This window comes from Kribbella sp. NPDC051587 (assembly GCF_044453945.1).
Lineage (GTDB): Bacteria > Actinomycetota > Actinomycetes > Propionibacteriales > Kribbellaceae > Kribbella.
The window spans coordinates 647,623-674,062 of record NZ_JBITDE010000004.1 but is presented as its reverse complement, the minus strand read 5'-3'; the positions used below and the strand labels follow the sequence as shown (position 1 = coordinate 674,062).

The 26,440-nt window shown below is 68.5% G+C and carries 25 protein-coding genes; 15 read left to right on the top strand and 10 right to left on the bottom strand.

Translation table 11 applies throughout. The annotated features are described in order from the left end of the window. Window positions 1-158: 158 nt before the first annotated feature. From glmU to ACIA49_RS18950, 3 genes are read left to right on the top strand one after another with little or no spacing between them, the layout of a single operon-like run. Window positions 159-1,610 carry a bifunctional UDP-N-acetylglucosamine diphosphorylase/glucosamine-1-phosphate N-acetyltransferase GlmU gene (gene glmU, locus ACIA49_RS18960; RefSeq protein WP_396378494.1) on the top strand — a complete coding sequence of 484 codons (1,452 nt, stop codon included), beginning with the start codon at window positions 159-161 and terminating at the stop codon, window positions 1,608-1,610. 13 nt (window positions 1,611-1,623) lie between these two features. Further along, complete coding sequence (locus ACIA49_RS18955) at window positions 1,624-2,604, top strand: ribose-phosphate diphosphokinase (RefSeq protein ID WP_396378493.1); 981 nt, start codon at window positions 1,624-1,626, stop codon at window positions 2,602-2,604. A 7-nt stretch (window positions 2,605-2,611) separates the two neighbouring features. After that, window positions 2,612-3,373, top strand: a complete 762-nt coding sequence (locus ACIA49_RS18950) for a DUF1932 domain-containing protein (RefSeq protein ID WP_396378492.1) — start codon at window positions 2,612-2,614, stop codon at window positions 3,371-3,373. On the opposite strand, the gene ACIA49_RS18945 is transcribed toward ACIA49_RS18950, so the two are convergent. From ACIA49_RS18945 to ACIA49_RS18910, 8 genes are all read right to left on the bottom strand, one after another. Continuing rightward, window positions 3,370-3,849 carry a CAP domain-containing protein gene (locus ACIA49_RS18945; protein WP_396378491.1) on the bottom strand — a complete coding sequence of 160 codons (480 nt, stop codon included), beginning with the start codon at window positions 3,847-3,849 and terminating at the stop codon, window positions 3,370-3,372. The genes ACIA49_RS18950 and ACIA49_RS18945 overlap by 4 nt on opposite strands. A 287-nt stretch (window positions 3,850-4,136) precedes the next feature. Continuing rightward, window positions 4,137-4,778, bottom strand: coding sequence for a choice-of-anchor M domain-containing protein (locus ACIA49_RS18940; RefSeq protein ID WP_396378490.1), 642 nt, complete (start codon window positions 4,776-4,778; stop codon window positions 4,137-4,139). Beyond that, a complete protein-coding gene (locus tag ACIA49_RS18935; RefSeq protein ID WP_396378489.1) occupies window positions 4,775-5,419 on the bottom strand; it encodes a choice-of-anchor M domain-containing protein in 645 nt (214 codons plus the stop codon). The genes ACIA49_RS18940 and ACIA49_RS18935 overlap by 4 nt, the downstream gene beginning before the upstream one ends. 11 nt (window positions 5,420-5,430) lie before the next feature. Beyond that, window positions 5,431-6,297: an anchored repeat-type ABC transporter permease subunit gene (locus ACIA49_RS18930; protein WP_396378488.1), complete on the bottom strand. Its 867-nt coding sequence runs from the start codon at window positions 6,295-6,297 to the stop codon at window positions 5,431-5,433. Further along, window positions 6,294-7,040 carry an anchored repeat-type ABC transporter ATP-binding subunit gene (locus ACIA49_RS18925; protein ID WP_396378487.1) on the bottom strand — a complete coding sequence of 249 codons (747 nt, stop codon included), beginning with the start codon at window positions 7,038-7,040 and terminating at the stop codon, window positions 6,294-6,296. The genes ACIA49_RS18930 and ACIA49_RS18925 overlap by 4 nt, the downstream gene beginning before the upstream one ends. Further along, the gene (locus ACIA49_RS18920; RefSeq protein WP_396378486.1) at window positions 7,037-7,792 is read right to left on the bottom strand and encodes a choice-of-anchor M domain-containing protein; all 756 of its coding nucleotides are present in this window, start codon (window positions 7,790-7,792) and stop codon (window positions 7,037-7,039) included. Before ACIA49_RS18920 ends, ACIA49_RS18925 begins: the two co-directional genes overlap by 4 nt. Further along, complete coding sequence (locus ACIA49_RS18915) at window positions 7,789-9,324, bottom strand: anchored repeat ABC transporter, substrate-binding protein (RefSeq protein ID WP_396378485.1); 1,536 nt, start codon at window positions 9,322-9,324, stop codon at window positions 7,789-7,791. The genes ACIA49_RS18920 and ACIA49_RS18915 overlap by 4 nt, the downstream gene beginning before the upstream one ends. Continuing rightward, a complete protein-coding gene (locus tag ACIA49_RS18910; protein WP_396378484.1) occupies window positions 9,321-12,167 on the bottom strand; it encodes a choice-of-anchor M domain-containing protein in 2,847 nt (948 codons plus the stop codon). Before ACIA49_RS18910 ends, ACIA49_RS18915 begins: the two co-directional genes overlap by 4 nt. 306 nt (window positions 12,168-12,473) lie before the next feature. On the opposite strand from ACIA49_RS18910, the gene ACIA49_RS18905 reads away from it, so the two are divergent. From ACIA49_RS18905 to ACIA49_RS18885, 5 genes are read left to right on the top strand one after another with little or no spacing between them, the layout of a single operon-like run. Beyond that, entirely contained in the window at window positions 12,474-13,097 is a 624-nt protein-coding gene (locus ACIA49_RS18905) for a 50S ribosomal protein L25/general stress protein Ctc (protein WP_396378483.1), read from the top strand. 46 nt (window positions 13,098-13,143) lie between these two features. Then, window positions 13,144-13,719, top strand: a complete 576-nt coding sequence (gene pth / locus ACIA49_RS18900; protein WP_396378482.1) for an aminoacyl-tRNA hydrolase — start codon at window positions 13,144-13,146, stop codon at window positions 13,717-13,719. Between the two features lie 14 nt (window positions 13,720-13,733). Continuing rightward, window positions 13,734-17,360 (top strand): transcription-repair coupling factor, encoded by a 3,627-nt coding sequence (gene mfd / locus ACIA49_RS18895; protein WP_396378481.1) that lies wholly within the window; start codon window positions 13,734-13,736, stop codon window positions 17,358-17,360. A gap of 28 nt (window positions 17,361-17,388) precedes the next feature. Then, a complete protein-coding gene (locus tag ACIA49_RS18890) occupies window positions 17,389-18,015 on the top strand; it encodes a hypothetical protein (RefSeq protein WP_396378480.1) in 627 nt (208 codons plus the stop codon). Between the two features lie 11 nt (window positions 18,016-18,026). Next, on the top strand, window positions 18,027-19,031 hold the full coding sequence (locus ACIA49_RS18885; protein ID WP_396378479.1) for a MazG family protein: 1,005 nt from the start codon (window positions 18,027-18,029) through the stop codon (window positions 19,029-19,031). 83 nt (window positions 19,032-19,114) lie between these two features. Here ACIA49_RS18885 and ACIA49_RS18880 read toward each other — a convergent pair whose 3' ends face one another. Further along, window positions 19,115-19,570 carry a hypothetical protein gene (locus ACIA49_RS18880; protein WP_396378478.1) on the bottom strand — a complete coding sequence of 152 codons (456 nt, stop codon included), beginning with the start codon at window positions 19,568-19,570 and terminating at the stop codon, window positions 19,115-19,117. 69 nt (window positions 19,571-19,639) lie between these two features. On the opposite strand from ACIA49_RS18880, the gene ACIA49_RS18875 reads away from it, so the two are divergent. The 6 genes from ACIA49_RS18875 to ACIA49_RS18850 are packed head-to-tail and all read left to right on the top strand — an operon-like array spanning window position 19,640 to window position 24,335. Continuing rightward, entirely contained in the window at window positions 19,640-20,473 is an 834-nt protein-coding gene (locus ACIA49_RS18875; RefSeq protein ID WP_396378477.1) for a LysR substrate-binding domain-containing protein, read from the top strand. Then, a complete protein-coding gene (locus ACIA49_RS18870) occupies window positions 20,470-20,997 on the top strand; it encodes an RNA 2'-phosphotransferase (RefSeq protein WP_396378476.1) in 528 nt (175 codons plus the stop codon). Before ACIA49_RS18875 ends, ACIA49_RS18870 begins: the two co-directional genes overlap by 4 nt. Window positions 20,998-21,036: 39 nt before the next feature. Then, on the top strand, window positions 21,037-22,317 hold the full coding sequence (gene eno / locus ACIA49_RS18865) for a phosphopyruvate hydratase (protein ID WP_396378475.1): 1,281 nt from the start codon (window positions 21,037-21,039) through the stop codon (window positions 22,315-22,317). A 15-nt stretch (window positions 22,318-22,332) separates the two neighbouring features. After that, window positions 22,333-22,935 carry a septum formation initiator family protein gene (locus ACIA49_RS18860; RefSeq protein WP_396378474.1) on the top strand — a complete coding sequence of 201 codons (603 nt, stop codon included), beginning with the start codon at window positions 22,333-22,335 and terminating at the stop codon, window positions 22,933-22,935. Between the two features lie 4 nt (window positions 22,936-22,939). Continuing rightward, window positions 22,940-23,422 carry a DUF501 domain-containing protein gene (locus ACIA49_RS18855; RefSeq protein WP_391546103.1) on the top strand — a complete coding sequence of 161 codons (483 nt, stop codon included), beginning with the start codon at window positions 22,940-22,942 and terminating at the stop codon, window positions 23,420-23,422. Continuing rightward, entirely contained in the window at window positions 23,415-24,335 is a 921-nt protein-coding gene (locus tag ACIA49_RS18850; RefSeq protein ID WP_396378473.1) for an exopolyphosphatase, read from the top strand. The genes ACIA49_RS18855 and ACIA49_RS18850 overlap by 8 nt, the downstream gene beginning before the upstream one ends. A gap of 1 nt (window position 24,336) precedes the next feature. Here ACIA49_RS18850 and ACIA49_RS18845 read toward each other — a convergent pair whose 3' ends face one another. Beyond that, window positions 24,337-24,912, bottom strand: a complete 576-nt coding sequence (locus tag ACIA49_RS18845; protein WP_396378472.1) for a TetR/AcrR family transcriptional regulator — start codon at window positions 24,910-24,912, stop codon at window positions 24,337-24,339. A gap of 108 nt (window positions 24,913-25,020) precedes the next feature. On the opposite strand from ACIA49_RS18845, the gene ACIA49_RS18840 reads away from it, so the two are divergent. Next, window positions 25,021-26,424 carry an MFS transporter gene (locus ACIA49_RS18840; protein ID WP_396378471.1) on the top strand — a complete coding sequence of 468 codons (1,404 nt, stop codon included), beginning with the start codon at window positions 25,021-25,023 and terminating at the stop codon, window positions 26,422-26,424. The last annotated feature ends 16 nt before the right edge of the window (window positions 26,425-26,440 follow it).

The following is a 26,440-nucleotide window of genomic DNA, read 5'->3' as shown; positions in this document are numbered from 1 at the left end:
CTGAGGGGGGATGTGGGATCGGTCACGCGGCTCTCCCCGCCTGAACAGGCCGATGCGGGATCCCCGCGAAGAAGAAGTAGGCTTGCGCGGGCACTGAATCGGGTGCCTGTGCAGATACTTGTTCCAGAAACTCGCAGGGAACTCGAGGAGAAGACCGCGTGACTTCCCATCGCCCCGCGGCGGTCGTGATCATGGCCGCCGGGCTCGGAACCCGGATGAAATCGTCGACCCCGAAGGTGCTGCACGAGATCGGCGGGCGCAGCCTGGTCGGTCACGCCGTGGTGACGGCGCGTGCGCTGAGCCCCGAGCACCTGGTGGTCGTGGTCGGCAACGGCCGGGAGCTGGTCGAGGCGCACCTGACCGCGCTGGACCCGGACGTGAAGACCGCCGTCCAGGAGCAGCAGCTCGGTACCGGTGACGCCGTCCGGTCCGGACTGACCGCCGTACCGGCTGCCTTCGACGGCTCGATCGTGGTCACGTCGGGTGACGTGCCGCTGCTCGAGTCCGAGACGCTGCACGAGCTGGTCGCCGAGCACGACAAGCAGGGGAACGCCGTCACCGTGCTGACCGCGCGGGTCGCCGACCCGACCGGGTACGGGCGGATCATCCCGGGCGCTGACGGCACGGTCGCCGCGATCGTCGAGCACAAGGACGCGACCCCCGAGCAGCGCCAGATCGACGAGATCAACGCGGGTATCTACGTCTTCGACGCGGCCACGCTGCGTGACGGGCTGAGCCGGTTGACCACCGACAACGCGCAGGGCGAGCTGTACCTGACCGACGTACTGTCGATCGCCCGCACCGACGGCAAGCGCGTCGGGGCCTATGTCACCGACGACGCCATGCAGACCGAGGGCGTGAACGACCGCGTCCAGCTGGCCACCCTCCGGGCCGAGCTGAACCGCCGTACCCTCGACAAGCTGATGCGGGGCGGCGTCACGATCGTCGACCCGAACACCACCTGGGTCGACAGCACCGTCGTACTGGCCCAGGACGTCACGTTGCTGCCGAACACACAGCTGCACGGCGCCACCACGGCCGGCAGCGGTACGTCGATCGGTCCGGACACCACGCTGACCGACGTCGAGATCGGTGAAGGCGCGAGCATCATCCGCACCCACGGGTCGAGTGCGGTGCTGGGTGACGGCGCGAGCGTCGGTCCGTTCGCCTACCTGCGCCCGGGCACCAAGGTCGGCGTGAAGGGCAAGATCGGCACCTTCGTCGAGACCAAGAACACCAGCATCGGTGACGGCGCCAAGGTGCCGCACCTGACGTACGCCGGCGACGCGACGATCGGTGCGGGCGCGAACATCGGCGCCGGCACGATCTTCGCGAACTACGACGGCGTGAAGAAGTACCCGACCTTCATCGGCAAGCACTCGTTCATCGGGAGCAACTCGGTGATCGTCGCCCCGCGGACGGTCGCGGACGGCGCCTACCTGGCCGCCGGGACCGCACTGACCGAGGACGTCGGGCCGGGCGAGATCGCCGTGGCCCGCGGGCGGCAGCGCAACATCAAGGGCTGGGTCGCGCGCAAGCGGGCCGGGACGAAGACGGCGCAGGCTGCTGCGGAAGCAGAAGCCGCGGCCGATACTGGCGACACGAAGTAACGGGAGGCCGGCCATGAGCGGGATGAAGCGAACCACCGAGAAGAACCTGATGGTGTTCTCCGGCAGAGCCCATCCCGGGCTGGCCGCCGAGGTCGCCGAGCAGCTGGGCTCCGGCCTGGTGCCGACGTCGGCCTACGACTTCGCCAACGGCGAGATCTACGTTCGCTTCGAGGAGTCGGTGCGCGGCAGCGACGCCTTCGTGATCCAGAGCCACACCTCGCCGATCAACGAGTGGATCATGGAGCAACTGATCATGGTCGACGCGCTCAAGCGCGCGTCGGCCAAGCGGATCACCGTCGTGCTCCCGTTCTACGGCTACGCCCGGCAGGACAAGAAGCACCGCGGCCGGGAGCCGATCTCCGCCCGGCTGATGGCCGACCTGTTCAAGACCGCCGGCGCGAACCGGCTGATCTGCGTCGACCTGCACACCTCGCAGATCCAGGGTTTCTTCGACGGCCCTGTCGACCACCTGATGGCGCTGCCGATCCTGAGCGACTACGTCCGCGACAAGTACGGCGACCAGCAGCTGGCCGTGGTCTCCCCGGACGCCGGCCGGATCAAGGTCGCCGAGCAGTGGTCCGCCCGCCTGAACAACTCCCCGCTGGCCTTCATCCACAAGACCCGCGACATCGACCGCCCGAACGAGACGGTCGCCAACCGCGTCGTCGGTGAGGTCAAGGGCCGCGTCTGCATCCTCGTCGACGACATGATCGACACCGCCGGCACCATCACCAAGGCCGCCGACGCCCTGTACGCCGAAGGCGCCGCCGGCGTGGTCATCGCCGCCACCCACGCGATCCTGTCCGGCCCCGCCGTCGACCGCCTGAAGAACTGCCAGGCCAGCGAAGTGATCGTCACCAACACCCTGCCGATCTCCGCCGAACGCCGCTTCGACAAACTCACCGAACTCTCCATCGCCCCCCTCATCAGCCGAGCCATCCGCGAAGTCTTCGAAGACGGCTCCGTCACCAGCCTCTTCGACGGCCACGCCTGATCCAGCGATGCGGATCGCGGTCTTCCATCCCGGCGCGATGGGCTCCCAGCTCGCCGCGCAGCTGGTCGCCGCCGGTCACGAGGTGCACTGGGTTCCGGAGGGCCGGAGCCCAGCGTCTGCTGAGCGGGCTGAGGCGGCGGGGTTGATTGGTACGGCGTTTGGTGAGGCGGTGGCGGGGGCTGACGTCGTGCTGTGTTCTTGTGCGCCTCAGGGGGCTGTGGACATTGCTCGGCAGGTGGGGGCGGCTGGGTTCACTGGGGTGTATGTGGAGGCGAATCCGTTGTCGCCGCGGTCGTTGCGGGAGGCGGAGGGGGCCGTGGCGGGGGCTACGTTTGTGGATGCGGGGGTGGTGGGGCCGCCGCCGACTGGTGGGGCGAGTCCTACGCATCTGATGTTGTCGGGGGGTGCGGCGGAGGAGGTTGCTGCGTTGTGGGCCGGTACGGCGGTGACGCCGCGGGTGGTTGGGGCGGAGCCGGGAGCGGCTAGTGCGGCGAAGTCGGCGTACGCGTTGTACAACAAGGGGAAGGCAGCCCTTGCTGTGCTGGCGTTTCAGTTGGCTGAGAAGCATGGGGTAACGGACGCGCTGGTGGCGCAGCAGGTGCGGGCAGATGCGGGATCACTGCGCGACCCGCAGTTGCCGGAGCAGCTGCGGGCCGTGGCGTGGCGGTGGGGGCCGGAGTTCGACGAGCTGGCCGAGACGCTGGACGAGGCGGGGCTGGAAGGGGATGCGGCCCGGGCGCTGCGTCAGGTCTGGACGAAGCTCACTTAGACGGTGCCGAAGTCCTGTACCCAGTAGTGGTCGTAGGTGGCGTTGACGTTGTAGCCGTAGCCGACGCCGATCGAGCGGTAGCTGCAGTTGAGGATGTTGGCGCGGTGCCCGGCCGAGTTCATCCAGGTCGACACGACGGAGGCCGGTGAGTTCTGGCCGGCGGCGATGTTCTCTGCGCGGCCGCTGTTGCTGGGGTAGCCGGCCTGGGCGATCCGGTCCCACGGCGTACGGCCGTCCAGGCTGTTGTGGCTGAAGTAGTTCTGGTTGGCCATGTCGGCCGCATGACCCTGGGCGGCGTTGTCGAGCGCGCCGTTGCGGCTCAGCGCCGGGCAGCCGACCTTCGCGCGTTCGGCGTTGGTCAGCGACACGACCTCCGAGCGGAAGTCTTGCGGCGTCATGGCGGCACTGGCAGTGGAGGCCGCGGTCAACGGCAGCAGGGCGGTGAGCAGACCGGCGATGGCCAGAATCCTTCTCATCATGTGCACTCCAACTCGGCATGGGGGCGGTCAAACCGGACAGGCGCAGTGCTGAACGTAATGCGCCCGACCAGACCAGACCACCTCTGCCGGAAAACCCTGTGGAGCTACCCTGCGGTCGGCCTGCCGTAGTCCCGCAGAACGAACCGTGGGATGCGGTCGATGACGCCGGTCATGGCTTCGAGACGAGCCTGTACGTCGGGGGCCGCACCATCTCGTGTGCTCGTTGCTGGAGCGCTGCGGTGCAGGGGGCTCGGCGCCGAGCCCCCTGCTGATTCTCGGTGCGGTTACGGCTGGACGGTGAAGGTGTAGGTCTTCTGTCCGGTGGTGATGGCCGTGCCGCCGGTGGTGGTGGCAGTGACTTCGAAGACGGCGGTGTAGGTGCCGGCGGCTTCGAAGGCCCAGTTGGCGTGGGCGTGGGTGTTGATGGCGATGGAGCGGGTGTCCGGGAGGCCGTTGCCGCTGTCGAACCACACTGTCGGCGTACCGAGTGAGTTGGTGGTGTAGACGGCGACTGCGTCCGGTCCGCTGACTGACACGAGCTTCACGGACACGGTGTTGCCGGACAGGACGCCACTGGGGACGTCCTCGGTGCTGAAGCCCGGCCAGAGGATCCCGGTGGCCTGCGTCTGCGGCAGGATCCACACCGGATCGCCAGGCGAGCCCAGGAACGCGTACGCCGAGCTGGACGGGACCGTGGTCTTGCTGGCCGACACAGCATTCAGTACGACGTCAGCCGGGGCACGGTCGACGGCCGGGGAGACGGTGCCGTCCTTGATGTCGAGCGTCAGTGCGGAGCCGGTCCAGTCGACGTCGATGGCGTCGACGTGACCTGACGAGATCGTGGTGGCGGCGAAGGCCGGGGACACCGACAGGACAGTGGCGGCGAAGCCGGCGATCAGGGTGCCGGCCAGCCCACGCGCCTTCACTGCTGCACCTTGAAGGTGTAGGTCGCGACGGCCGAGGTGACCTTCTGGCCGGTGGCGGCGAGCGTGCCACTGACCTTGAACTTCAGCTTGTACGTACCGGCTGCCTCGAAGGCCCAGTTGGCGTGCAGGTGACCGCCGGCCGTCGTGTTGATGGTGTCCGGCAGCCCGTCGCCGCTGTCCGCCAGGCGGGTCGGCGTACCGAACGCATCGGTGGTGAAGATGCTGAAGTCGGCCGGTCCGCTGACTCCGACCAGGGTGACCTTCAGAGCGTCACCGGTGAACACACCGGAGGCGATCTCCTCCGCGCCGATCCCGGGCCAGAGCAGCTCGGGGTCCTGGACCTGGGGCAGCACCCACGCGGCGCTGCCCGCCGTACCGAGGAAGCTGTAGGCAGGGTCAGCCGGTACGGCGATCTGTGCGCCTGGCTTGGCGGTGAGCTGCACCTCGGCCGGGGTGTACTCGACCCCGTGCTCCTCGTCGTGGACGTGCAGGTTGAAGGCGTTGTCCTCCCAGGCGATGCCGACGACGTCGACATGGCCCTGGTCGAGGACGACACAGCTGGCGGCGTTGGCCGGGACAGCCAGGCCGGTGAGCGCCAGCACTGTCGTTGCCGACAGCATCAAGCGATGAGACTTGCGCATGCGTTTGCCTTTCAGGGGTTGGCGGAAACCAAGACCGTCGTCCGTGAGGTACGACGGGAGAGCAGGCCGTGCCGGGGCGCGAACACCCAGCACGCGATGAACACCGCGGTGGCGGTGAGGACGATCAACCCGCCGGCAGCGAGGTTGAACGCGTAGGAGAGATACAGGCCGGTCAGCCCGGACACGGCACCGATGACCGGCGCGATCAGCATCATCACGCCGATCCGGTCGGTCAGGAGCCGTGCACAAGCGGCCGGAGTGATCAGTAAGGCCAGTACGAGGATGTTGCCGACCGCCTGGATCGAGATCACGATCGACACCGTCACCATCGCGTACATCGCGAGGTCGAGCCAGAAGATCGGCAGTCCGACGGATCGCGCGGTCTCCCGGTCCAGGCCGACGGTGACGAACTCCTTGTGCAGCGCTCCGGTGATCAGCAGCAGTACGGCGCCGGCGATCGCGACCGTGATCACGTCGGTGTTGCCGATGCCGAGGACCGATCCGAACAGGAACGACTCCAGCGAACCGCCGTACCCGGGCGCCGTACTCATCACGACGATGCCAAGTCCGAACGCGGCCGCGAAGAAGACGCCGATCACGGTGTCCTCCTTGAGCCGCCGGTTCTGCGAGAACACGGCCACCGACAGGGCGGTGATCAGCCCCGCGACGATGCCGCCGAGAACCAGACTGGTCTTGAGAACGAACGCGATCGCGATCCCCGGGAAGACCGAGTGCGCCACCGCATCCCCGATGAACGCCATCCCGCGCAGCGCGACGTGCGTCCCGATGGCTCCGCAGACGACGCCGGACATCAGTACGACGAGGAACGCGCGCTGCATGAACACATGCGTCCACGGTTCGGTGAAGAACTCGATCATCGGGTCACTCCCAGGCTGTGCAAGAGCTGTTCGGACCGCGCGACCCCGAAGGCGCGCAACCAGATCGCCGGGTCGCGCAGCTCGTCCGGCGAACCATCGGCGACGACCGTGCCGTTCAGCAGGCACAACCGATGACAGGTGTCGGCCGCGGCCGGAAGGTCGTGAGTGGTCATCAGGATCGCGGTGTCCTCGGCGGTGAGGTCCTTGAACAACCGCGTGAGAATCTCCTGCGTCGGTACGTCGAGACCGGTGAACGGCTCGTCCAGCAACAGTAAACTCGGCTTGAGTGCGAGCGCCCGGGCGACCAGAACTCGTTGCCGTTGGCCCCCGGATAACTCACCGATCGGCCGCGTCGCGAGGTCGGTTAGGTCCACCCGTTCAAGAGCCTCCTGTACGGCGTCCCGGTCGGCCTGACGCGGTCTGCGGAGCCAGCCGATGCGATGCGTTCGACCGGTCATCACCGCCGTCCGGACCTGGACCGGGTAGTCCCAGACGAACTCATGGCGCTGAGGGACGTACCCGATCGACCCGCGTGCCTCCATCGGCGTCCTGCCGTCGATGGTGATGGTTCCAGCCGTGGTTGGGAGCAGGCCGAGCAGCGAGCGGAGCAAGGTGGTTTTACCGGCGCCGTTCGGGCCGATCAGGCCGACGTGTTCGCGAGCCGCGATGCTGAGCGAGACATCGTGGAGGACCTGACGACCGCCTAGGTCGACGACGACGTCAGTGACGGTGAGAACGGTCATCGGCGTCTCCGCACGACGACGACACCGGTGGTCGCGAGGACGATGACGGCTGCGGCGGCGATGAACCACCAGAGTTCAACCCTCGTGCCCTCAGGCGCTGGGACAGCGGCCGGCACGGCGAACGCCGTACGGGCGTCTCCGTCGCCTGCGTAGACGCGGAGGGTACGGCGGTCGGTGACGGAGCTGCCGTCGGTGAGCTTGGCGGTCATCGCGACGTCGAGGAGATAGGTGCCTTGGGCATCGAACGTCCAGTTGCCGTGGACATGCGTGTTGACGTCGATGCCGGTCTGCTGTGGGAACGGCTTGCGGCTGTCGAAGACGGGCTGCGGTTTGCCGAAGTCCGAGTTGAGGAACAGCGTGAACGCGCCCGGACCACGGACACCTTCCAGGGACCAGGTGACCTCGCGGTCGACCCGGCTGGCGACCTCGGTGTCCTGCGTGTTCCAGCCAGGCCAGACGATTCCGGTCTGTTGGACCTGCGGGATGACCCAGACGGACTGCCCCGGCTTGCCGAGGAACTGGTACGACGGATCATCCGGTACGGCGACCTTCGCCTTGCCGGTCGCTTGGAGGACGACCGCGTCGAGGTCGCGCCAGGTGGCCGGGTCGGTGGTGTCGTCGCGGAGCTGAACCGTCCACCGGCCGTCGAGGAACTTCGGTCCGAGGTCGACATGACCGTTGCTAATGACAACAGGTTCGGCTGTTGGTGCGAGTGGGGCGACGGCGAGCAGGAGAGCGGCGAGGAGTTTCATTTCGTGGCCCCCAGGCAGCGCTTCAGCTCGTCGGCGTTGTGACGCATCATGTCGGCATAGGTCCTTGCGTGGTCGTCGAAGGCATCGCCGTACAGGGAACAGACCTGGACGCCCTGGTCGCGGGCGACCTGGATCAGGACGGAGGCGCGCTGGGCGAGGTTCGGCTCGGTGAAGACGGCGGGTACGTGCAGGTTGCGGATGGTGTCGGACAGCTTGCGGACCTGCTCGACGCTGGGCTCCTGGGCCGGGTTCGGGACCACGAAGCCGGCGACGGTCAGGTCGTACGCCGAGGCCAGGTACCCGAACGCGTCGTGGGTGGTGATGAGCTGGCGGCGATCGGGCGGGATGGTGGCGAGCGTCGTACGGACGTAGTCGTCGAGCTCGTCGAGTTTGCTGAGGTACGCCTTGGTGTTGGCCTCGTAGGTCTGCTTGCCGTCCGGGTCCTTCGAGATCAAGGTGTCGCGCATGAGTTGGACGTAGGCCTTGGCGTTGGCGACGTCCTCCCAGAGGTGGGGGTCGATCTCGCCGTGGACGTGCTTGCCGAGGACGGCCTGTGGGAGTTGGTGGATCTGCGTTCCGGGCTTGCCGAGGAAGGCGAAGCGCGGGTCATCGGGGATGGGGACGAGCGCTTTGTTCGGTACGTCGATGACTACGTTGCCGGCGGGGACCTGGGATTGGGTCCCGGCTTTGTGTGCGTCGGAGTAGGCGTAGACCTGCCCGGAGTCGAGGTCGACTGTGAGGTCTGTGTGGCCGTCTGCGAGGACGGTCGCTTTGCCGCCGGCTGCTGGTTTGACGGTGTGGGGTTCGACGCCGACGGCGAAGGTGAACGTGCCTTGGCCGAGCGGTTGGAGTTTGCCGTCGTTGTTGTCGAGAGTGCCGTTGAGGGTCAGGTGGTAGATGCCTGGCTTGGTGAACGCCCAGTTGAGATGCGTGTGAGCGGCGGGTGGGAGCGTCGTACTGTCGGATTTGTCGAGGCCGTTGGTGGAGTCGAAGTAGCGGTCCGGTTGGCCGAGGGACTCGGTGAGGTACGCGACCAGTTGGCCGGGGCCGTCGAGTTTGGTCGCTGCCAGTTGGACTGATGAGGTGCGCGTTGCTCCTCGCTGCTTGCCGGTGCCTCTGACGCGTAGGCCTAGCCAGAGGACGTCCAGGCCGAGGTTCTCCACGAGTGGGATGACGTGCGCGCCGTACGACTCGGCCGCTTCGGCCAGGGAGACGTTGGGGGCGTCCTTGTCGGCGTTGGCGTCGATGGTTTTGATCAGGCTCTGGGGTTCGAGCAGGAGGTGATTGGTGAAGGTGACGTCGGCTTTGGCGACGCGCTTGGCGTCGGCCGGGGTCGGTTCGTAGGAGTGCGGGTCGCCGCCAGACGGGACCAGACTCGATGCGTTCACTCGGTCGCCGCCGACCTGCTGGACGAGGTCGGCCAGGATCTCGGTGGTGGTGACGACGTTGAGCTTCCCGTCGCTCCCTGCCGCCGTGGCTGCGCACCCGGTCAGCAGAGTCAGTGACAGCGCTGCCGCGATCGCCCGCTTCACTTGGCACCCCGCCGCGTCGCCACGAGCAGTACGCCGCCCAGCAGGATGAACAGTCCCGCCGCCACGAACCAACCAACCCGTACGTCGGTCCCGGTCGCCGCCAACCCACATCCGGACCCCGCACCTTGTGCACCCACCAACCGTTCCGCGCCACCTTGTGCACCGCTCGACCACTTCGCGCGCGCAAATGTGGTTGAGGCGTGCTCAAGGTGGAGGGCGCGGGCGCCGCCGGGGGCTACTACGACCTTGAGGGTGGAGGTGGTGTGTTGGGTGGGGGTGGAGTGGGTGAAGGTGAGGTTGTAGGTGCCTGGTTTGGTGAAGGACCAGTTGCCGTGGGCGTGGGTACCGATGGGGATCTGGTAGGTGTCGGGGAGGCCGTCGGCGGAGTTGAAGACGAGCTGCGGCTGGCCGAACGAGTTGAACTCGAAGACGGAGACGCGGCCGGGGCCGGTGACCTTGTCGAGGCGCCAGGTGACGGTGTTGCCGGGGACCTGGCCGGGTTTGAGCTCTTCGGTGTTCCAGCCGAGCCAGATGACGCCCTGCTTCTGGGTCTGGGGGATCTGCCAGACGGGCGTGCCCTTGGGGCCCAGGAAGCTGAACGCGCCGCCGGGGGACGTCGTACCGGCTGCTGAGGTGAGGCGGATGGTGACGGTGGACGGGTCACGCCAGACCGGCGTACCGGGTTGGGTGCCGTCCTTGATACGGGACTGCAGCGCACCAGCTACTAGCCGTACGGCGTAGTCCGCGTGACCGCTCGAGAGCGTGGTGCTCGCGGTCGCCGGCTGGGTGGTGGACGGGGTCGGCGCTGTTGGCGTGCTGCCGGACGGTCCGGGTGGTGGCGGTGCGGTGGTCGCCGGCGTCGTGATGCACGGTCTCGGCGTGCTGTTCCCCGGCGCGGTGGTGGGTGTGATTCCGGGGCGATCGGCCGGGGAGTCGGGGGTTGAGGTAGGCGACCCAGGAGAGGTAGCCGACGGCCGGCCTGAGGGCGTCGAGCCGGGCGGAAGTGTGGAGCCGGGCGGAGGTGTGGAGCCGGGCGGGGTGGAGGGCGTCACGCCGGTCGGCGTGGGAGCAGGCGGCGTGGAGCTCGGCGAGGGCGATCCGGCCGGGGGCGTGGAGACCGGCGGGCTGGGAGTAGTGGTGACGCAGGAGGCGGCGGAACCAGGCCCGGATGTGGTGACGCGGGTGGAGCCCTGCCCGGAGGCGGCCCGGGCTGAGCCAGGCTCCGGTGTGGTCGCGCGGATGGAGCCCGGCCTGGAGGCGGCCTGGGCTGAGCCAGGTTCCGGTGTGGTCGCGCGGGTGGAGCCCGGCCCGGGGACGGCCTGGGCTGAGCCAGGCTCCGGTGTGGTCGCGCGGGTGGAGCCCGGCCCGGGGACGGCCTGGGCTGAGCCAGGCTCGGGGGTGGTGGCGCGGTTGGACTGCGAGTTGGGTGTGGTCGCGCGGGTGGAGTTGGAGCCGGAGGCGGTGGTGAGAACGGAGCCCGAGTTGGGTGCCGTCGTGCGTGCAGCATCCGGGGCGAGTGCGGTGGTGGGGCAGGGAGTGGGGGTGGTGGTTGGGGGGTTGGTTGGGCAGAGGGGGGTGAGGTTGTTGCCTACTACTACGGGGAGGGTGGCGGTGTCGGTGAGGTGCTGGCCGGTTTTGGTGGTGGCGGAGTAGGTGAACGTGAGTCGGTAGAGGCCTTGGTGGGTGAAGGCCCAGTTGCCGTGGGCATGGGTGGGGGCGGCGAGGGCGATCGATTGGGGGAGGGGGTTGGCGCTGTCGAAGGAGACGAGCGGTCCGCCGAACTGGTCGAACTGGAAGACGGCGAGCTTGCCGGGACCCTCCACCTTGTCCAGTGACCAGTGGACCGGGCCGGACAGCTTGCTGTAGTCGACGGACTCGGTGTTCCAGCCGGCCCAGAGGAGGTTCTCCGCTTGGGTCTGCGGGATCTGCCAGATCGTGGCACCGGGAGAGCCAAGGAAGCGGTAGCGCGGGTCGTCCGGGACGAGTTCGTCACCCTCGGGCTTCACCTGGAACGCGACGGTCGCCGGATCCCGCCATACCGGAGTGGTTCCGTGCGTGCCGTCCTTCACCTGGAACCGCAGCCGGTCGCCGACCGTCCGGGCAGCCACATCCACATGTCCGACGGAGAGAACAGTCGTCACGCACGGCTGCGTACTGGGTGGCTCATACGTACCCACCACCCAGGTGTAAGTGACAGGGCCGGAGGTGACCGCTACGCCTGCTGCTGTGACGGCAGATGCCTGGAAGGTGAGGCGATAGGTGCCCAACGCGGCGAAGGACCAGTTGGCGTGGACGTGCCGGCCGACGGGCTGGTGCAGGGTCTTAAAAGCAGGGTCGACTGAGCTGAAGACACGAGGCACGGCACCGGTGAACTCGTCGTAGTTGTAGAAGACCTCGACCGCACCCGGTCCCTCGGCGTTCAGCAGCGTCAGGTCGACGGCGTCGTCGCGCAAAGCACCGGCCGGAATCGTCTCGGTGTCCCAGCCCGGCCAGATCAGCTCGGGGTCCTGGGACTCGGGCGCCATCCAGACCGTGCTCCCCGGCGTACCGAGGAAGGAAAAGGCCGGGAGGTCGGGGAGTTCCACACGGGCCGAGCCGCGGTCCTCCAGGTTGAAGATCAGACCGGCCGGGTCGGCCTCGCGGTAGTCGCCGGTACCCACCCGACTGGCCAGCCGCAAGGCACTTCCGTCGTACGTCGTGTGCAGCGCGTCGGTGTGGACAGCCTGCAGCACCTCGGGTGCCGAAGCGGCGCCGGCGGTCCAAGGGACGAGCAGGCAGAGGGCACCGAGAACGAGGCTCAGGAGGGCAGACAGCAGCGCTGGACGGGAGTGAGTGGCGGTCACAGCGCCGGACTTTATCCGAAGCGACAATCATTTTCATTAGGGTCCGTCAGTTCCCGCCCGGATGACGCCCAAAAGTCGTCATTCGGCACCACCGGGACCGGATTTCTCGTCTGAGCGCACCCGTGGGTAGACTATTGAGGTTGCCTCGGCGAGGGACGCCCCCCGAGAACTGATGGGCGCGGCTCCGTGATCGACGCGGTGGTTCGTTGCTTGATGCCTTCTCGGTGTCAGCAGGCGCCCGCTGAGGCCGCAGCCGAGTTTCAGCCAGTCAACAGATCACCGCAACGCATCTGAGGAGTTCATCTCGTGGCCGAGGTCAAGATCCAAGCCGAATCGCGCACGGAGTTCGGCAAGGGTGCTGCCCGCCGAATCCGCCGGGACAACAAGGTGCCCGCCGTTCTCTACGGCCACGGCACGGACCCGGTTCACATCACGCTGCCTGGTCACGACACCATGCTGGCGCTGAAGACCGCCAACGCCCTGCTGCTGATCGAGGTGGCCGGCAGCGAGAGCCTGCTGGCGCTGCCGAAGCAGGTCCAGCGCGACCCGCTGAAGGGCACCATCGAGCACGTCGACCTGGTCATCGTGAAGAGCGGTGAGAAGGTCGAGGTCGACATCGCGATCCACCTCGAGGGCGAGGCCGCCGGCGGCACCCTGGTGGTGCTGGAGAACGCGTCGGTCCTGGTCGAGGCCGAGGCGACCCACATCCCGGACGGTGTCGTCCTCAGCATCGAGGGCCTCGAGGCCGGTACGGCGGTCCACGCCTCCGACCTGAAGCTCCCCGCCGGTACGACGCTGGCCGTCGACCCGGAGACGCTGATCGTCAACATCACCACCGCGAGCACCGCGGAGCAGGTCGACGCCGAGATGGCCGAGGCCGAGGCCGAGGCGGGCGTCGTCCGCGACGAGCCGACCGCCGCTCCCGCCTGATAGCACTGCCGCAGTAAGAACACTTTTCTCAGGAGGGCCGGGATCCGTGGCGGACGACGTGTGGTTGGTCGTCGGGCTGGGGAATCCCGGCCCTTCGTATGCCCGGACCCGGCACAACATCGGGCAGCTGGTGGCCGACGAGCTGGCCGCCCGGACGGGCAGCAACTTCAAGCAGCACAAGCAGGTCAAGGCCGAGGTGATCGAGACCCGGATCAGCGGGCTGCGCACCATTCTGGCCAAGCCCCGGTCGTACATGAACGAGTCCGGCGGCCCGGTCTCCGGCCTGCTGAAGTTCTTCAAGGTCGACCCGGCCAACCTGATCGCCGTGCACGACGAGCTCGACCTCGACTTCGGGGTCCTGCGGGCCAAGTTCGGCGGCGGGGACAACGGGCACAACGGGCTCAAGTCGCTGCGAAAATCCCTTGGCACCGGTGAGTACTATCGAGTGCGGTTCGGTGTGGGTCGTCCACCGGGCCGGCAGAACCCCGCCGACTTCGTCCTCAACGAGTTCTCCTCGGTCGAGCGCAAGGACCTCCCGTTCGCCGTCGACCGGACCGCGGATGCCGTGGAATCGCTGATGACGGCGGGCCTGGAAACAACCCAAGGGCTCTACAACACCTGAATGGACGAACCCTCGTGAAACTCAGCGGTCTGATCGACACCCTGGTCACCGATCCGGTGGTGGCCGAGGCCGTCCGTGACGCTCGCGGGGACGTGGTCACGGCGCTGGACCTGGCCGCGCCCGGCCCGATCCGGCCGGTCCTGCTGGCCGCGCTGGCGGCCGAGCGAGGCGCCGATCGCCCGGTGCTCGCGGTCACCGCGACGTTCCGCGAGGCCGAGGAGCTGACCGAGGCGCTGCAGTGCCTGGTCGAGCCCGGTTCGGTCGCCTACTACCCGGCCTGGGAGACGCTGCCGCACGAGCGCCTGTCGCCGCGGTCGGACACGGTCGGCCGGCGCCTCGCCGTACTGCGCAGGCTCGCGCACCCGGACCCGTCGGACGAGACGACCGGGCCGATCAAGATCCTGGTCGCGCCGGTGCGGTCGGTCCTGCAGCCGCAGGTCGCCGGCCTGGCCGACCTCAAGCCGGTGCAGCTACACGTCGGCGACACCGTCGAGCTCGAGGACGTCGTCGAGCGGCTGTCCGGCGCGGCCTACAACCGGGTCGACCTGGTCGAGCGGCGCGGTGAGTTCGCGGTCCGCGGCGGCATCATCGACGTCTTCCCGCCGACCGAGGAGCACCCGCTGCGGGTGGACTTCTTCGGTGACGACGTGGAAGAGATCCGGTACTTCGCCGTCGCCGACCAGCGGTCGCTGGAGATCGCCGAGCACGGTCTGTGGGCGCCTCCGTGCCGCGAGCTGCTGCTGACCGACGAGGTCCGGTCGCGCGCCGCCGTACTGGCCAAGGAGCACCCGACGCTGGCTGAGCTGTTCGAGAAGCTCGCCGAGGGGCACGCGGTCGAGGGCATGGAGTCGCTGGCTCCGGTGCTCGTCGACCACATGGAGCTGTTGGTCGACCTGATGCCGGCCGGCACGCATGTCGTCGTGAGCGACCCCGAGCGGGTTCGCGCGCGAGCGCACGACCTGGTGGCGACGAGCCAGGAGTTCCTCGAAGCGTCCTGGGCGGCCGCGGCCGGTGGCGGCGAGGCGCCGATCGATCTGGGCGCGGCGGCGTACATCTCGCTCGGTGACGTCCGGTCGCACGCGCTGAGCAAGGGCCTGGCGTGGTGGAGCCTGTCGCCGTTCTCCGCGGCGCCGACCGACGACGCGCCCGAGCTGCGCGACTCGATGGGTGCGCGGGTCTCGTTCGACATCGACACCGAGGCCGGCGCGGTGCGCAGCCGGGTGGTCGCGGCGCACGAGGTCGATCCGTACCGCGGTGAGACGGCGGCCGCGGTCGAGGACATCCGCGGCTGGTTGCGCGACGGCTGGCGCGTCGTCTGCGTGACCGAGGGACAGGGCCCGGCGCAGCGGTTGGCCGAGCTGCTGTCCGAGGCCGAGGTCCCGGCCCGCGCGGTCGAGGGGATCGACTCGGTGCCCGCGCCTGGCGTCGTACTGATCTCGCAGGGTGCGCTCGATCACGGGTTCATTGCCGAGGGCATCAAGTTCGCCGTACTGACCGAGAACGACCTGGCCGGGCAGCGGTCCGCGGCCGAACGCCGTTCCCAGCAACGGATGCCGAGCCGCCGGAAGAAGGCCGTCGACCCGCTGGAGCTGCAGCCCGGCGACTTCGTCGTGCACGAACAGCACGGCGTCGGCCGGTACGTCGAGATGATGCAGCGCACCGTCGGGACGGGGTCGCAGCGGGCGACCCGCGAGTATGTCGTGATCGAGTTCGCGCCGAGCAAGCGCGGTCAACCGGGCGACCGGCTGTACGTGCCGACCGACCAGCTCGACCAGGTCACCCGGTACGTCGGCGGCGAGCAGCCGAGCCTGGACAAGATGGGCGGCGGCGACTGGGCCAAGCGCAAGGGCCGCGCCCGCAAGGCGGTCAAGCAGATCGCCGGCGAGCTGATCAAGCTGTACGCCGCACGCCAGGCGACCAAGGGACACGCGTTCGCCAAGGACACCCCGTGGCAGCGTGAGCTGGAGGACGCGTTCCCGTTCGTGGAGACGCCGGACCAGCTGGCCACCATCGACGACGTGAAGCGCGACATGGAGCGCGTCATGCCGATGGACCGGATCGTCTGTGGTGACGTCGGATACGGCAAGACCGAGATCGCCGTACGGGCTGCCTTCAAGGCGGTGCAGGACGGGAAGCAGGTCGCCGTACTGGTGCCGACCACGCTGCTCGTGCAGCAGCACTACGCGACGTTCGCCGAGCGGTACGCCGCTTTCCCGGTGAATGTGGCTCCGTTGTCGCGGTTCCAGACGGACAAGGAAGCCAAGGCCACGCTGGACGGATTGGCCGACGGGTCGATCGATGTCGTGATCGGCACGCACCGGCTGCTGTCGGGCGAGGTCGCGTTCAAGGACCTCGGGCTCGTCATCGTCGACGAGGAGCAGCGGTTCGGTGTCGAGGCCAAGGAGCAGCTCAAGCGGTTGCGCACGGCTGTCGACGTACTGACGATGTCCGCGACGCCGATCCCGCGGACGCTGGAGATGTCGATCACCGGCATCCGCGAGATGTCGACGATCGCGACCCCGCCGGAGGAGCGGCACCCGGTGCTGACCTTCGTCGGCGCGTACGAAGAGGGCCAGGTGACCGCGGCCATCCGTCGTGAGTTGCTGCGCGAGGGTCAGGTCTTCGTGGTGCACAACCGGGTGAACACGATCGAGAAGGCGGCCGCGCGGATCCGCCAGCTCGTCCCCGAGGCGCGCGTCACCGTCGCGCACGGCCAGATGAACGAGCACACGCTCGAACAGGTCATCCAGGGCTTCTGGGAGAAGCAGTCCGACGTCATCGTCTGTACGACGATCGTCGAGTCGGGCATCGACATCTCCAACGCGAACACGATGATCGTCGAGCGGTCCGACCTGCTCGGGCTCTCGCAACTGCACCAACTGCGCGGGCGCGTCGGTCGTGGCAGCGAGCGGGCGTACGCGTACTTCTTCTTCCCGCCGGAGAAGCCGCTGACCGAGACCGCGCACGACCGCCTGGCCACGATCGCGCAGCACGCCGATCTCGGTGGCGGTATGGCGGTGGCGATGAAGGACCTCGAGATCCGCGGCGCCGGCAACCTGCTCGGCGGCGAGCAGTCCGGGCACATCGCGGACGTCGGCTTCGACCTGTACGTGCGGCTCGTCGGGGAAGCGGTGGCCGAGTACAAGGGCGACACCCCGGCCGAGGAGCCCGAGGTCAAGATCGAGCTGCCGATCGACGCGCATCTTCCGCATGACTACGTGCCGTCGCAGCGGCTGCGGCTCGAGATGTACCAGCGACTGGCCGCCGTCCGGGATGCTGCTGGGATCGCCGAGCTGGTCGAGGAGTTGCACGACCGGTACGGCGAGATCCCGCAGCCCGTGCTGAACCTGATCGAGGTGGCGAAGTTCCGCAACCACGCGCGCCAGGCCGGGTTGCAGGACGTCACCCTGCAGGGGAATCTGATCCGGTTCGGGCCGGTGGATCTGGCCGATTCGAAGGTGCTGCGGCTGAACAGGCTGTACCCGAAGAGTCTGGTCAAGCCGCAACTGCGTACGATCCTGGTGCCGAGACCTGCCACCCGGCAGATCGGCGGTCAGCCGCTTCGCGACCAGGAGCTGCTGCAATGGTGTACCCGGTTGATCGACGACATCGTCGCCGAGCCGGTCGTGGTGCCCGCGTGACGTCGACTGGAGATGCGAGGAGATTTCGGTGAGCAGAGCGCTTAAGGCTCTCGGTGTGGCTGCTGCCACGGTGCTGCTGGCGAGCGGCTGTGCGGCTGGGACCCACCCGGGTGCGGCGGCCGTGGTCGGGAGCACCGAGATCAGTGTCGGCGACGTCGACAAGACCTCGCGCGCGGTGTCCGGCGCGCTCGGACAGCCGTTCGAGACGAACGTGACGCTGAGCGAGCTGGTCAACAACGCTCTGGTCAAGGAGGTCCGCGACCAGCGCTCGGTGACGGTGAGCGACGCCGAGATCGCGGCCGCGATGAAGCTCGTGGTCCGGGACGCGACGGCGTACCAGAAGTTCGAGGCTGACCCGGTGGCGCGCGACTTCCTGTCCCAGGTGGCCGCGACCGCGGTGGCGACCATCAAGCTCGGTGGCGGTACCGGCGTGACCGACCCGAAGGTGCAGGCGGCCCAGCAGGCCGGCCTGGCCGTGGTCAAGGACGCCTCGAAGAACATCACCGTCGACATCTCGCCGCGGTTCGGCAAGTGGACCGACGGCGCCATCGACGGCGCGGCCTCCGGCTCGCTGTCCGACGAGTCCGCGCAGGCGAAGGCCAAGCGCGAGGCCGCCGAGCAGGCCCAGCAGCAACAGCAGCAGCCCCAGGGCTAAGAGGTTCACTGATGTCCGGTGCCCCCGGTGGGTCGATCACGGTTGTCCTGACCAGCCCCCGGGTCGCACCCGGCCTCCTGACGCGGGTCGCGTGGACGGCCCTGTCGTCCGCCGACCTGATCGGTGCTGACGGCGGGTCGTCGGTCGAAGGACCCGCTCGCGTACGCCCGGACGTGCAGGCGATCGCCGGCTCCGGGTTCGTCGTGACCACGGTCGTCGGCGATGTCCGTGAACACTGGGCCTGGCTCTCCGCCGCCGCCTCGGACGGTCAGCGGGTCGTCTGGCTGGTCGGTGAGGACGGCGAACCCGGATTGCTCCGGCTCGTCGCCGAGGAACTCAACCGCGAGCCCCGGCCGCTGTACGAGGTCGAGATCCTGCACGGCTCGTACGACGTCCCTGGTGCCCGCCTGATCGACCTCGTGCGCGTGATGGACCGCCTGCGCCGCAACTGCCCCTGGGACCAGGAGCAGACCCACGAGAGCCTCGCGAAGTACCTGCTCGAGGAGACCTACGAGACCCTTGAGGCGATCGACACCGGCGACCGCACCCACCTCCGCGAAGAGCTCGGCGACCTCCTGTTGCAGGTCGCCTTCCACTCCCGCATCGCCGAGGACGACGGCACCTTCACCATCGACGACGTCGCCGGCGGCATCGTCGAGAAGCTCATCCGCCGCCACCCCCACGTCTTCGGCACCGTCGACGCCGCCGACGCAGCCGCGGTCGAAGCCAACTGGGAGTCGATCAAGGCCGCCGAGAAGCAGCGCTCCTCCGTCCTCGAAGGCATCCCCACCGCCCTCCCCGCTCTGGCCCTCGCCGACAAAATCCTCGGCCGCGCCGCCAAGGTCCTCCCCGCGGACCCCACGCTGCCCACCCCGGACGCCCAGTCGCGCATCGGCGCCGACCTCCTGGCCCTGGTCCGCGAAGCCCGCGCCCAAGGCATAGACGCCGAACAAGCCCTCCGCACCACCCTGCTCCACCTAACTGAGCAGATCCGCGCCACCGAGTCCCCCAGCTAACCCGGACCGCCCCCACTCACCAACCCTCGCACCGCCCCGGGTCGCACGCTCAGCGTGCCCTCATCCGAGCCCACAACCACCACTTACTGAGTGGTGGCGGTCCGCAGTGACTGCAGGATCGCTGCCTCGGTGGCGGCCCAGTTCTTGAAGAGGTAGGCGTGCCGCACGACCGGTCGTACGGCGGCGATCACGTCGGCCTTGTCGTCGACGAAATGGGTCAGCCCGAGATCCGTGCAGTGCAAGGCCTTCTCGGGCCGGCGTAGGCAGAAGCGGACGTGATCCGCGGCAATGCCGGTGCGGGCGAAGAAGTCGTGGTGCCGCAACCACTCCATCGATCGGGCCTGGACCCGCGGGCCGCACTTGGAGACGAGCCAGGTGTCGGCGAACCGCGGGACCAGGCGGGCGATCGTGTCGAAAGCATCCGGTACGGCGGGAGTCCGGAGCATCGCCGCGGTGTCGCCGGCGAAGAACGACGTGTCGCCGGGACCGGTTGTGCCGTTGATGATCACCCGGCCGATGTCGATTCCTAGTTTGTTCATGGTTCCAGGGTCGACACTGCAGAACTTCAGCAGAACTAGTAAATGTCGATAGAGCTATAGTTCTCCACGATGACTCTGGTGGCTGAGGATCTGCGGGTGTTCGCGGCGTTCGCGCGGCACCGGAACTTCACGCGGGCTGCCGCGGAGCTGCATGTGAGTCAGCCCGCTCTGCACACCCGGATCCGCAAGCTGCAGGAGCGGCTGGGCCACGAGCTGTATGTGAAGCGTGGTCGCCTGTTGCACCTGACGGATGCGGGCGAGCGCCTCGCGCTGTTCGCCAACGAAGAGGCGGACCGCGCGACGGACTTCCTCCGCACCCTGGGTGCCGCGCCGCCGAGGCCGACCGTGTTGATCGCCGGCTCCGGCGCCTACCTCTATCTGCTGGGCGAACCCATCCGTCGGTACGTCGGCAAGGGCCGCGAGCTCCGCCTGCTCACCGGCGATGCGTCGCGCACACTGGAGGCATTAAGAGACGGTACGGCGGACATCGGCGTGACCGCGCTCGGAATCCCACCGGATGACCTCGACTGTGAACTGCTGGGTCAGTATCCGCAGACACTCATCACCCGGTCCGATCACCGGCTGGCCAAACGCCGTACCGTCCGGCTCAAGGACCTGCAGGACGAGACACTCGTCGTACCGCCGAAAGGCCGGCCGCATCGCGAGCAGTTGGAGCGAGCGTTGCTGGACCAGGGCGTGCGGTGGTCAGTTGCGGTCGAGGCGGAGGGGTGGGAGTTGCTGGTCCACTTCGTGAAGCTTGGGATCGGTCCGGCGGTCGTCAACGGTTCGGTGCGCACGACGAGCGCCGTACGGAAGATCCCGGTCAAGGACCTGCCACCGATCCGGTACTACGTGATCACCCGCGGCGATCGTGGTGCCGAGCTCAAGAAGCTGATGCTGTGAGCACCGACAGTCGAGCGTTGTCGAAGCTGCTCCGGCACACGGCGGGGGAGCGCGGGCTCGCGATGAGTGCTGACGGCTGGGCCGCGATCGCCGATGTACTGAAGCTCCTCAAGCTCGACCGGGCGCGACTCGACAGAGCGGTCGAGGAGAACGACAAGCAGCGACTGCAGGTGGACGGACAGCGGATCCGGGCGTGTCAGGGGCATTCGCTCGCCGGAATGCCGGTCACCCGTGAAGCTTTGGAGAACAGTTGGGAACGGGTCCACCCCACTGATCTCCTCTGGCACGGAACTACGCAGGGTGTCGTTCCGTTGATTCAGCGTGAGGGACTCAAGCCCGGGCGGCGGACGCACGTCCATCTGGCGGCCGATCACAGCCACCGGCCGCGGGCGGATGTGCTCCTAGGTGTGAATCCCGTTAATTTGGCTGTGTATCGGGCGCCCAACGGGGTGTTGCTGGTTCGGGAGGTCCCACCGGATGCGATCGTGGACGCGGTCCACCCTGCTCGGTGGTCTCACCGATAGGCTCGGAGCCGATTCGTCATCGAAACCTGGGAGTCAATTGTGGCCACCATCGAGGCCGTCGGCGCCCGCGAGATTCTCGACTCGCGCGGCAACCCCACTGTCGAGGTCGAGGTTCTCCTCGACGACGACACCGTTGCCCGGGCCGCTGTGCCGTCGGGTGCCTCCACCGGACAGTTCGAGGCCGTCGAGCTCCGCGACGGCGACAAGGCCCGGTACGGCGGCAAGGGTGTCCTGAAGGCCGTCACGGCCATCCTCGAGGACATCGACAAGGAGATCGTCGGGTACGACGTCCACGAGCAGCGGCTGATCGACCACGCGCTGCTCGACCTCGACGGCACCCCGAACAAGGCCAAGCTGGGCGCGAACGCCATCCTCGGCGTCAGCCTGGCGGTCGCGAAGGCGGCCGCGGACAGCTCCGGCCTCCCGCTGTTCCGCTACGTCGGCGGCCCGAACGCGCACGTCCTGCCCGTTCCGATGATGAACATCCTGAACGGCGGCGCGCACGCGGACAGCAACGTCGACGTGCAGGAGTTCATGATCGCGCCGATCGGCGCCTCCACCTACGGCGAGGCCCTGATGCAGGGTGCGACCGTCTACCACGCGCTGAAGGCGGTCCTGAAGGAGCGCGGCCTGTCCACCGGGCTGGGCGACGAGGGCGGCTTCGCGCCGAACCTGGCCAGCAACCGCGAGGCGCTCGACCTGATCGCGGTCGCGGTCGAGAAGACCGGCCTGAAGCTCGGCACAGACATCGCGCTGGCGATGGATGTCGCGGCCAGCGAGTTCCACACCGACGGCGTCTACGCCTTCGAGGGCGGCAAGAAGTCGGCCGACGAGATGATCGCCTACTACGCCGACCTGGTGGCGTCGTACCCGATCGTGTCGATCGAGGACCCGCTGAACGAGGAGGACTGGGACGGCTGGAAGGCCATCACCGCCGAGCTCGGCAGCAAGACCCAGCTGGTCGGTGACGACCTGTTCGTCACCAACGTCGAGCGGCTGCAGCGCGGCATCAACGAGAAGTCCGCCAACAGCCTGCTGGTGAAGGTGAACCAGATCGGCTCGCTGACCGAGACCCTGGACGCGGTCGACCTGGCCCACCGCAACGGCTTCACCTGCATGATGAGCCACCGCTCGGGCGAGACCGAGGACACCACGATCGCCGACCTCGCGGTCGCGACCAACTGCGGCCAGATCAAGTCCGGCGCCCCGGCCCGGTCCGACCGTACGGCGAAGTACAACCAGCTGCTCCGGATCGAGGAGGAGCTCGACGACGCGGCCGTGTACGCCGGTCGCTCGGCCTTCCCTCGTTACCAGGGCTGACGTAGGAGCTGAGACATGTCGTCCCGACGGGAATCCGGTGCACGTCCAGGATCACGGCCGTCCAGCCGTACCCAGACGCGTCCACCGGCCCGCCGGGGTGACCAGCCGAAGCGCCGGCCGGCGGTGTCGGCCGGGGCCGGCCCGGTCCGCACGCGGGGTTCTCGTAACCTCACCGGCCGGGCGGCCGTCGTACTGCTCGTGCTCGGTGCGCTGATCGTGTCGTACGCGCAGAGCCTGCGGGTGTGGTTCGACCAGCACCAGCAGATCACCGCGCTGAACCAGGAGATCCACGACCGCGAGAAGCGGGTCAAGGAACTGCAGAACGAGATCGACCGCTGGAACGACGACGCGTTCGTCAAGGCGCAGGCTCGGCAGCGGCTCGGCTGGGTGATGCCGGGCGAGGTCGGCTACCGGGTGATCGGTGCCGACGGCAAGCCGCTCGGTGCGCCGCCCGAGCCGGGCGCCCCGGTGGAGCCGGGCGACGAGGCTCCGAAGCCGGTTTGGTACACGAAGTTGTGGGGGAGTGTCGAGGGCGCCGGGAAGCCACCGGCGGCACCGACGAAGCGGCCGACGGCACCGACGCCGAAACCGATCCTGACCCCCTCGCCCGAAAGGTGATCCGTTGAGCGTCAGCCCCGACGACATCGAGGCCGTCGGCAAGCAGCTCGGCCGGACCGCCCGCGGTATCCGGTCCATCGCGCACCGCTGCAGCTGCGGCCTGCCGGACGTGGTCGAGACCGAGCCCCGGTTGCCGGACGGTACGCCGTTCCCGACGACGTACTACGTGACGTGCCCGCGGCTGGCCTCGGCGATCGGCACGCTCGAGGCCGACGGCGTGATGAAGGAGATGACCGACCGGCTCGGTGAGGATCCTGAGCTGGCCAAGGCGTACCGGGCCGCGCACGAGTCGTATCTCGCGCACCGGGAGTCGATCCAGCACGTCGACGAGATCGACGGGATCAGCGCGGGTGGGATGCCGACCCGGGTGAAATGCCTGCACGTCCTGGCCGGCCACTCGCTGGCGGCTGGGCGCGGAGTGAACCCGCTCGGCGACGAGACGCTTGATGCGTTGGAGGACTGGGGTCGCCGGGGGCCCTGTGTCTGAGCGAGTTGCGGCGATCGACTGCGGCACGAACTCGATCCGGCTGCTGATCGCTTCCAGCGGCGCTGATGGCGGGCTGCAGCAGCTCGACCGGCGGATGCAGATCGTCCGCCTCGGGCAGGGCGTGGACGCGACCGGACGGTTCGCTCCGGAGGCGTTGGAGCGGGTCTTCAAGGCTGCCGACGAGTACGCCGAAGTGATCCGCACGGCCGGCGTGGTCCGGACTCGCTTCGTGGCGACGTCGGCGGCACGGGACGTGAGCAATCGGGACGAGTTCTTCGCCGGGATCGCTGCGCGTCTCGGGGTCCAGCCGGAGATCATCTCCGGTGCGGAAGAGGCCTCGCTCAGTTTCCGGGGAGCCACGGGCGGGCTCGGAGCGCTCGCCGTACCGGGTCCTTATCTGGTCGCGGACATCGGCGGTGGGTCGACCGAGCTGATTCTCGGGGACGCGTCGGGAGTGCTCGCGGCGCAGTCGCTGGATGTCGGCTCGGTGCGGATGACCGAGCGGCACATCAAGGCTGATCCGTCGACGGCTGCTGAGCTGGCGGCCGCGGCCAAGGACATCGACGCGCTGCTGGATACGACGACCGTGCCGGTCACCGCGGCGCGGGCGCTGATCGGGGTGGCGGGGACGGTCACCACGGTTGCTGCGGTGGTCGGGAAGCTGGTCGAGTACGACTCCGCGAAGATCCACCACGCCCGGATCTCGGGACCGCAGTTGCGCGAGACGACGTACTGGCTGACCCGCTCGACCAAGGCGGAGCGCATCCAGAACCCGGCGATCCACCCCGGGCGGGTGGATGTGATCGGAGCGGGCGCGCTGATCCTGCAGCGCCTCTACGACCGGATGGCGGTCGGCGAGGTGATCGTCTCCGAGCACGACATCCTCGATGGAGTCGCGCTCTCCCTGCTGTAAGTCAGCGGGCGCGGACGCCGTCGAGGGCGATCTGGAGGACGCGGTCGCGCTGGGCGTCGTCGACGAAACCGGCGCCGGTGAGGCCGCTGACCATCCGGAGCATGTCGTCGAAGGACACGTCGGTCCGCGCCTCGCCGGCGGCTTGGGCGCGCTCGAACAGCGGGGTGCCGGCCGCGTACATCGCCGTGCGGGCCTCGCGGAAGCTGTCGGTGTCGCGGTTGAGCGACTCCCAGATCGCGCGCTTGGTCGCGACGTAGGCGACGAAGCGCTGCAGCCAGGTCGTGAGCGCCTCCCACGGCGGCAGGTCCGCGACGTCTTCGGCCGCGATGCAGAGCTCCTCGATCTCGCCGAAGTAGACCGCGCTCAGCAGGTCCTGGCGGGTCGGGAAGTTCCGGTAGAGCGTGCCGATGCCGACCCCGGCCTGGCGGGCGATCTCCTCGAGTGACGCCTCGACGCCGCGGGTCGCGAACGCCTCGCGGGCGGCGGTGAGCAGGGCGTCGAAGTTCCGCCGGGCGTCCGCGCGCTGCGGCCGCTTGAGGTCGACCCGGAGGGCGGGTCTGGTCGTGTCCGTCGCCATGGGGTCACCTTCTCATCTTGATACCGGAGGTAGGCCTCCGCTATAGTGGAGGTATACCTCGACTTTACCAGGCCGAGAAACTCCACACTTCTTTCGAAGGACTTTGGCATGCCTGGAAACTCCTCGCGGCTCACGCTCGCGGTGCTCGCCACCGTCGTGGCCGCGTTCTCGATGCTGCAGTCACTGGTCAGCCCCGCGCTGCCGGTGATCCAGCACGATCTGCACACCACCCCGGCGACCGTCACCTGGGTGTTCACCGCCCTGCTGCTGTCGGTCTCGGTCTCCACGCCGCTGCTCGGCCGCGTCGGCGACATGTACGGCAAGGACCGCACGCTCCTGATCGGGCTGATCGCCCTCGCGCTCGGCTGTCTGCTCGCCGCCCTCGCGCCGACCATCGGCGTACTGATCATCGCCCGCGTCATCCAGGGCGTCGGTGGCGTCGTCTTCCCGCTCTCGTTCGGCATCATCCGGGACGAGTTCCCGGCCGAACGCGTCCCCGCGACCGTCGGCGTCGTCTCGGCGATCATCGCGGCCGGCGGTGGGCTCGGCATCGTGCTCGCCGGTCCGATCGTCGAGAACCTCGGCTGGCGCTGGCTCTTCTGGCTCCCGTTCGCCGTTCTGATCGTCGCCATCGTGCTGGTACGGCGTTTCATCCCGGCCTCACCGCATCGCTCGGCCGGACGCATCGACTGGCTGGCCGCCGTACTGCTGTCGAGCTGGCTGATCGCGCTCCTGCTCCCGCTGAGCAGTGGACGCTCGTGGGGCTGGGGTTCGTTCCGGACCATCGGGCTGTTCGCGGCGGCCGTCGTACTGGCTGCTGCCTGGGTGACCGTGGAGCTGCGGTCGAAGAACCCTCTGATCGACATGCGCATGATGCGGCTGCCGGCGGTCTGGACGACGAACCTCGTCGCGCTGCTCTTCGGCGCCGCGATGTTCGCGGTCTACGCCTTCGTGCCGCAGTTCCTGCAGATCCCGACCGCGGCGGGCTTCGGCTTCGGGTCGACCGTGTCGGAGGCCGGCCTGCTGATGCTCCCGATGCTGGTGACGATGGCCGTTACTGGCTCGCTGAGCGGGCACCTGGCGCCGTACTTCCCGGTGAAACTGCAGGTCATCAGCGGTTCCGCGCTGAGCCTGGTCGCGTCGTTGATGTTCGCCGAGTTCCACGACCAGCCCTGGCAGGTCGCCATCTCGACCGCCATCTTCGGTATCGGCCTGGGCCTCGCCTACGCCTCGATGACCAGCCTCATCGTCCAGAGCGTCCCGCGAGAACACACTGGCGCCGCCACCGGCATGAACGCCAACATCCGGACCATCGGCGGCTCCATCGGTACGGCGCTGGCCAGCTCCATCATCACCGGCCACCTCCAACCGAGCGGCCTCCCCGCGGAAGCCGGGTTCACCGACACCTTCATCCTGCTCTCGGCCTTCTCCGCCGCCGCCGTCGTACTGGCGCTGGCGATCCCGACTGCCCGCCGTACGACGGTCGTCGCCCAGCCCGAACTCGTCGGCTAACACCTGCAGGCCGCGC

Coding starts and splice junctions, on each gene's coding strand:
- ACIA49_RS18955 (WP_396378493.1), top strand. CDS start 1,624: ATGAGCGGGATGAAGCGAACCACCGAGAAGAACCTGATGGTGTTCTCC.
- ACIA49_RS18935 (WP_396378489.1), bottom strand. CDS start 5,419: ATGCGCAAGTCTCATCGCTTGATGCTGTCGGCAACGACAGTGCTGGCG.
- ACIA49_RS18880 (WP_396378478.1), bottom strand. CDS start 19,570: ATGAACAAACTAGGAATCGACATCGGCCGGGTGATCATCAACGGCACA.
- ACIA49_RS18860 (WP_396378474.1), top strand. CDS start 22,333: ATGTCGTCCCGACGGGAATCCGGTGCACGTCCAGGATCACGGCCGTCC.
- ACIA49_RS18925 (WP_396378487.1), bottom strand. CDS start 7,040: ATGACCGTTCTCACCGTCACTGACGTCGTCGTCGACCTAGGCGGTCGT.
- ACIA49_RS18885 (WP_396378479.1), top strand. CDS start 18,027: ATGTCCGGTGCCCCCGGTGGGTCGATCACGGTTGTCCTGACCAGCCCC.
- ACIA49_RS18840 (WP_396378471.1), top strand. CDS start 25,021: ATGCCTGGAAACTCCTCGCGGCTCACGCTCGCGGTGCTCGCCACCGTC.
- ACIA49_RS18875 (WP_396378477.1), top strand. CDS start 19,640: ATGACTCTGGTGGCTGAGGATCTGCGGGTGTTCGCGGCGTTCGCGCGG.
- ACIA49_RS18845 (WP_396378472.1), bottom strand. CDS start 24,912: ATGGCGACGGACACGACCAGACCCGCCCTCCGGGTCGACCTCAAGCGG.
- ACIA49_RS18930 (WP_396378488.1), bottom strand. CDS start 6,297: ATGATCGAGTTCTTCACCGAACCGTGGACGCATGTGTTCATGCAGCGC.
- ACIA49_RS18920 (WP_396378486.1), bottom strand. CDS start 7,792: ATGAAACTCCTCGCCGCTCTCCTGCTCGCCGTCGCCCCACTCGCACCA.
- ACIA49_RS18950 (WP_396378492.1), top strand. CDS start 2,612: ATGCGGATCGCGGTCTTCCATCCCGGCGCGATGGGCTCCCAGCTCGCC.
- ACIA49_RS18945 (WP_396378491.1), bottom strand. CDS start 3,849: ATGAGAAGGATTCTGGCCATCGCCGGTCTGCTCACCGCCCTGCTGCCG.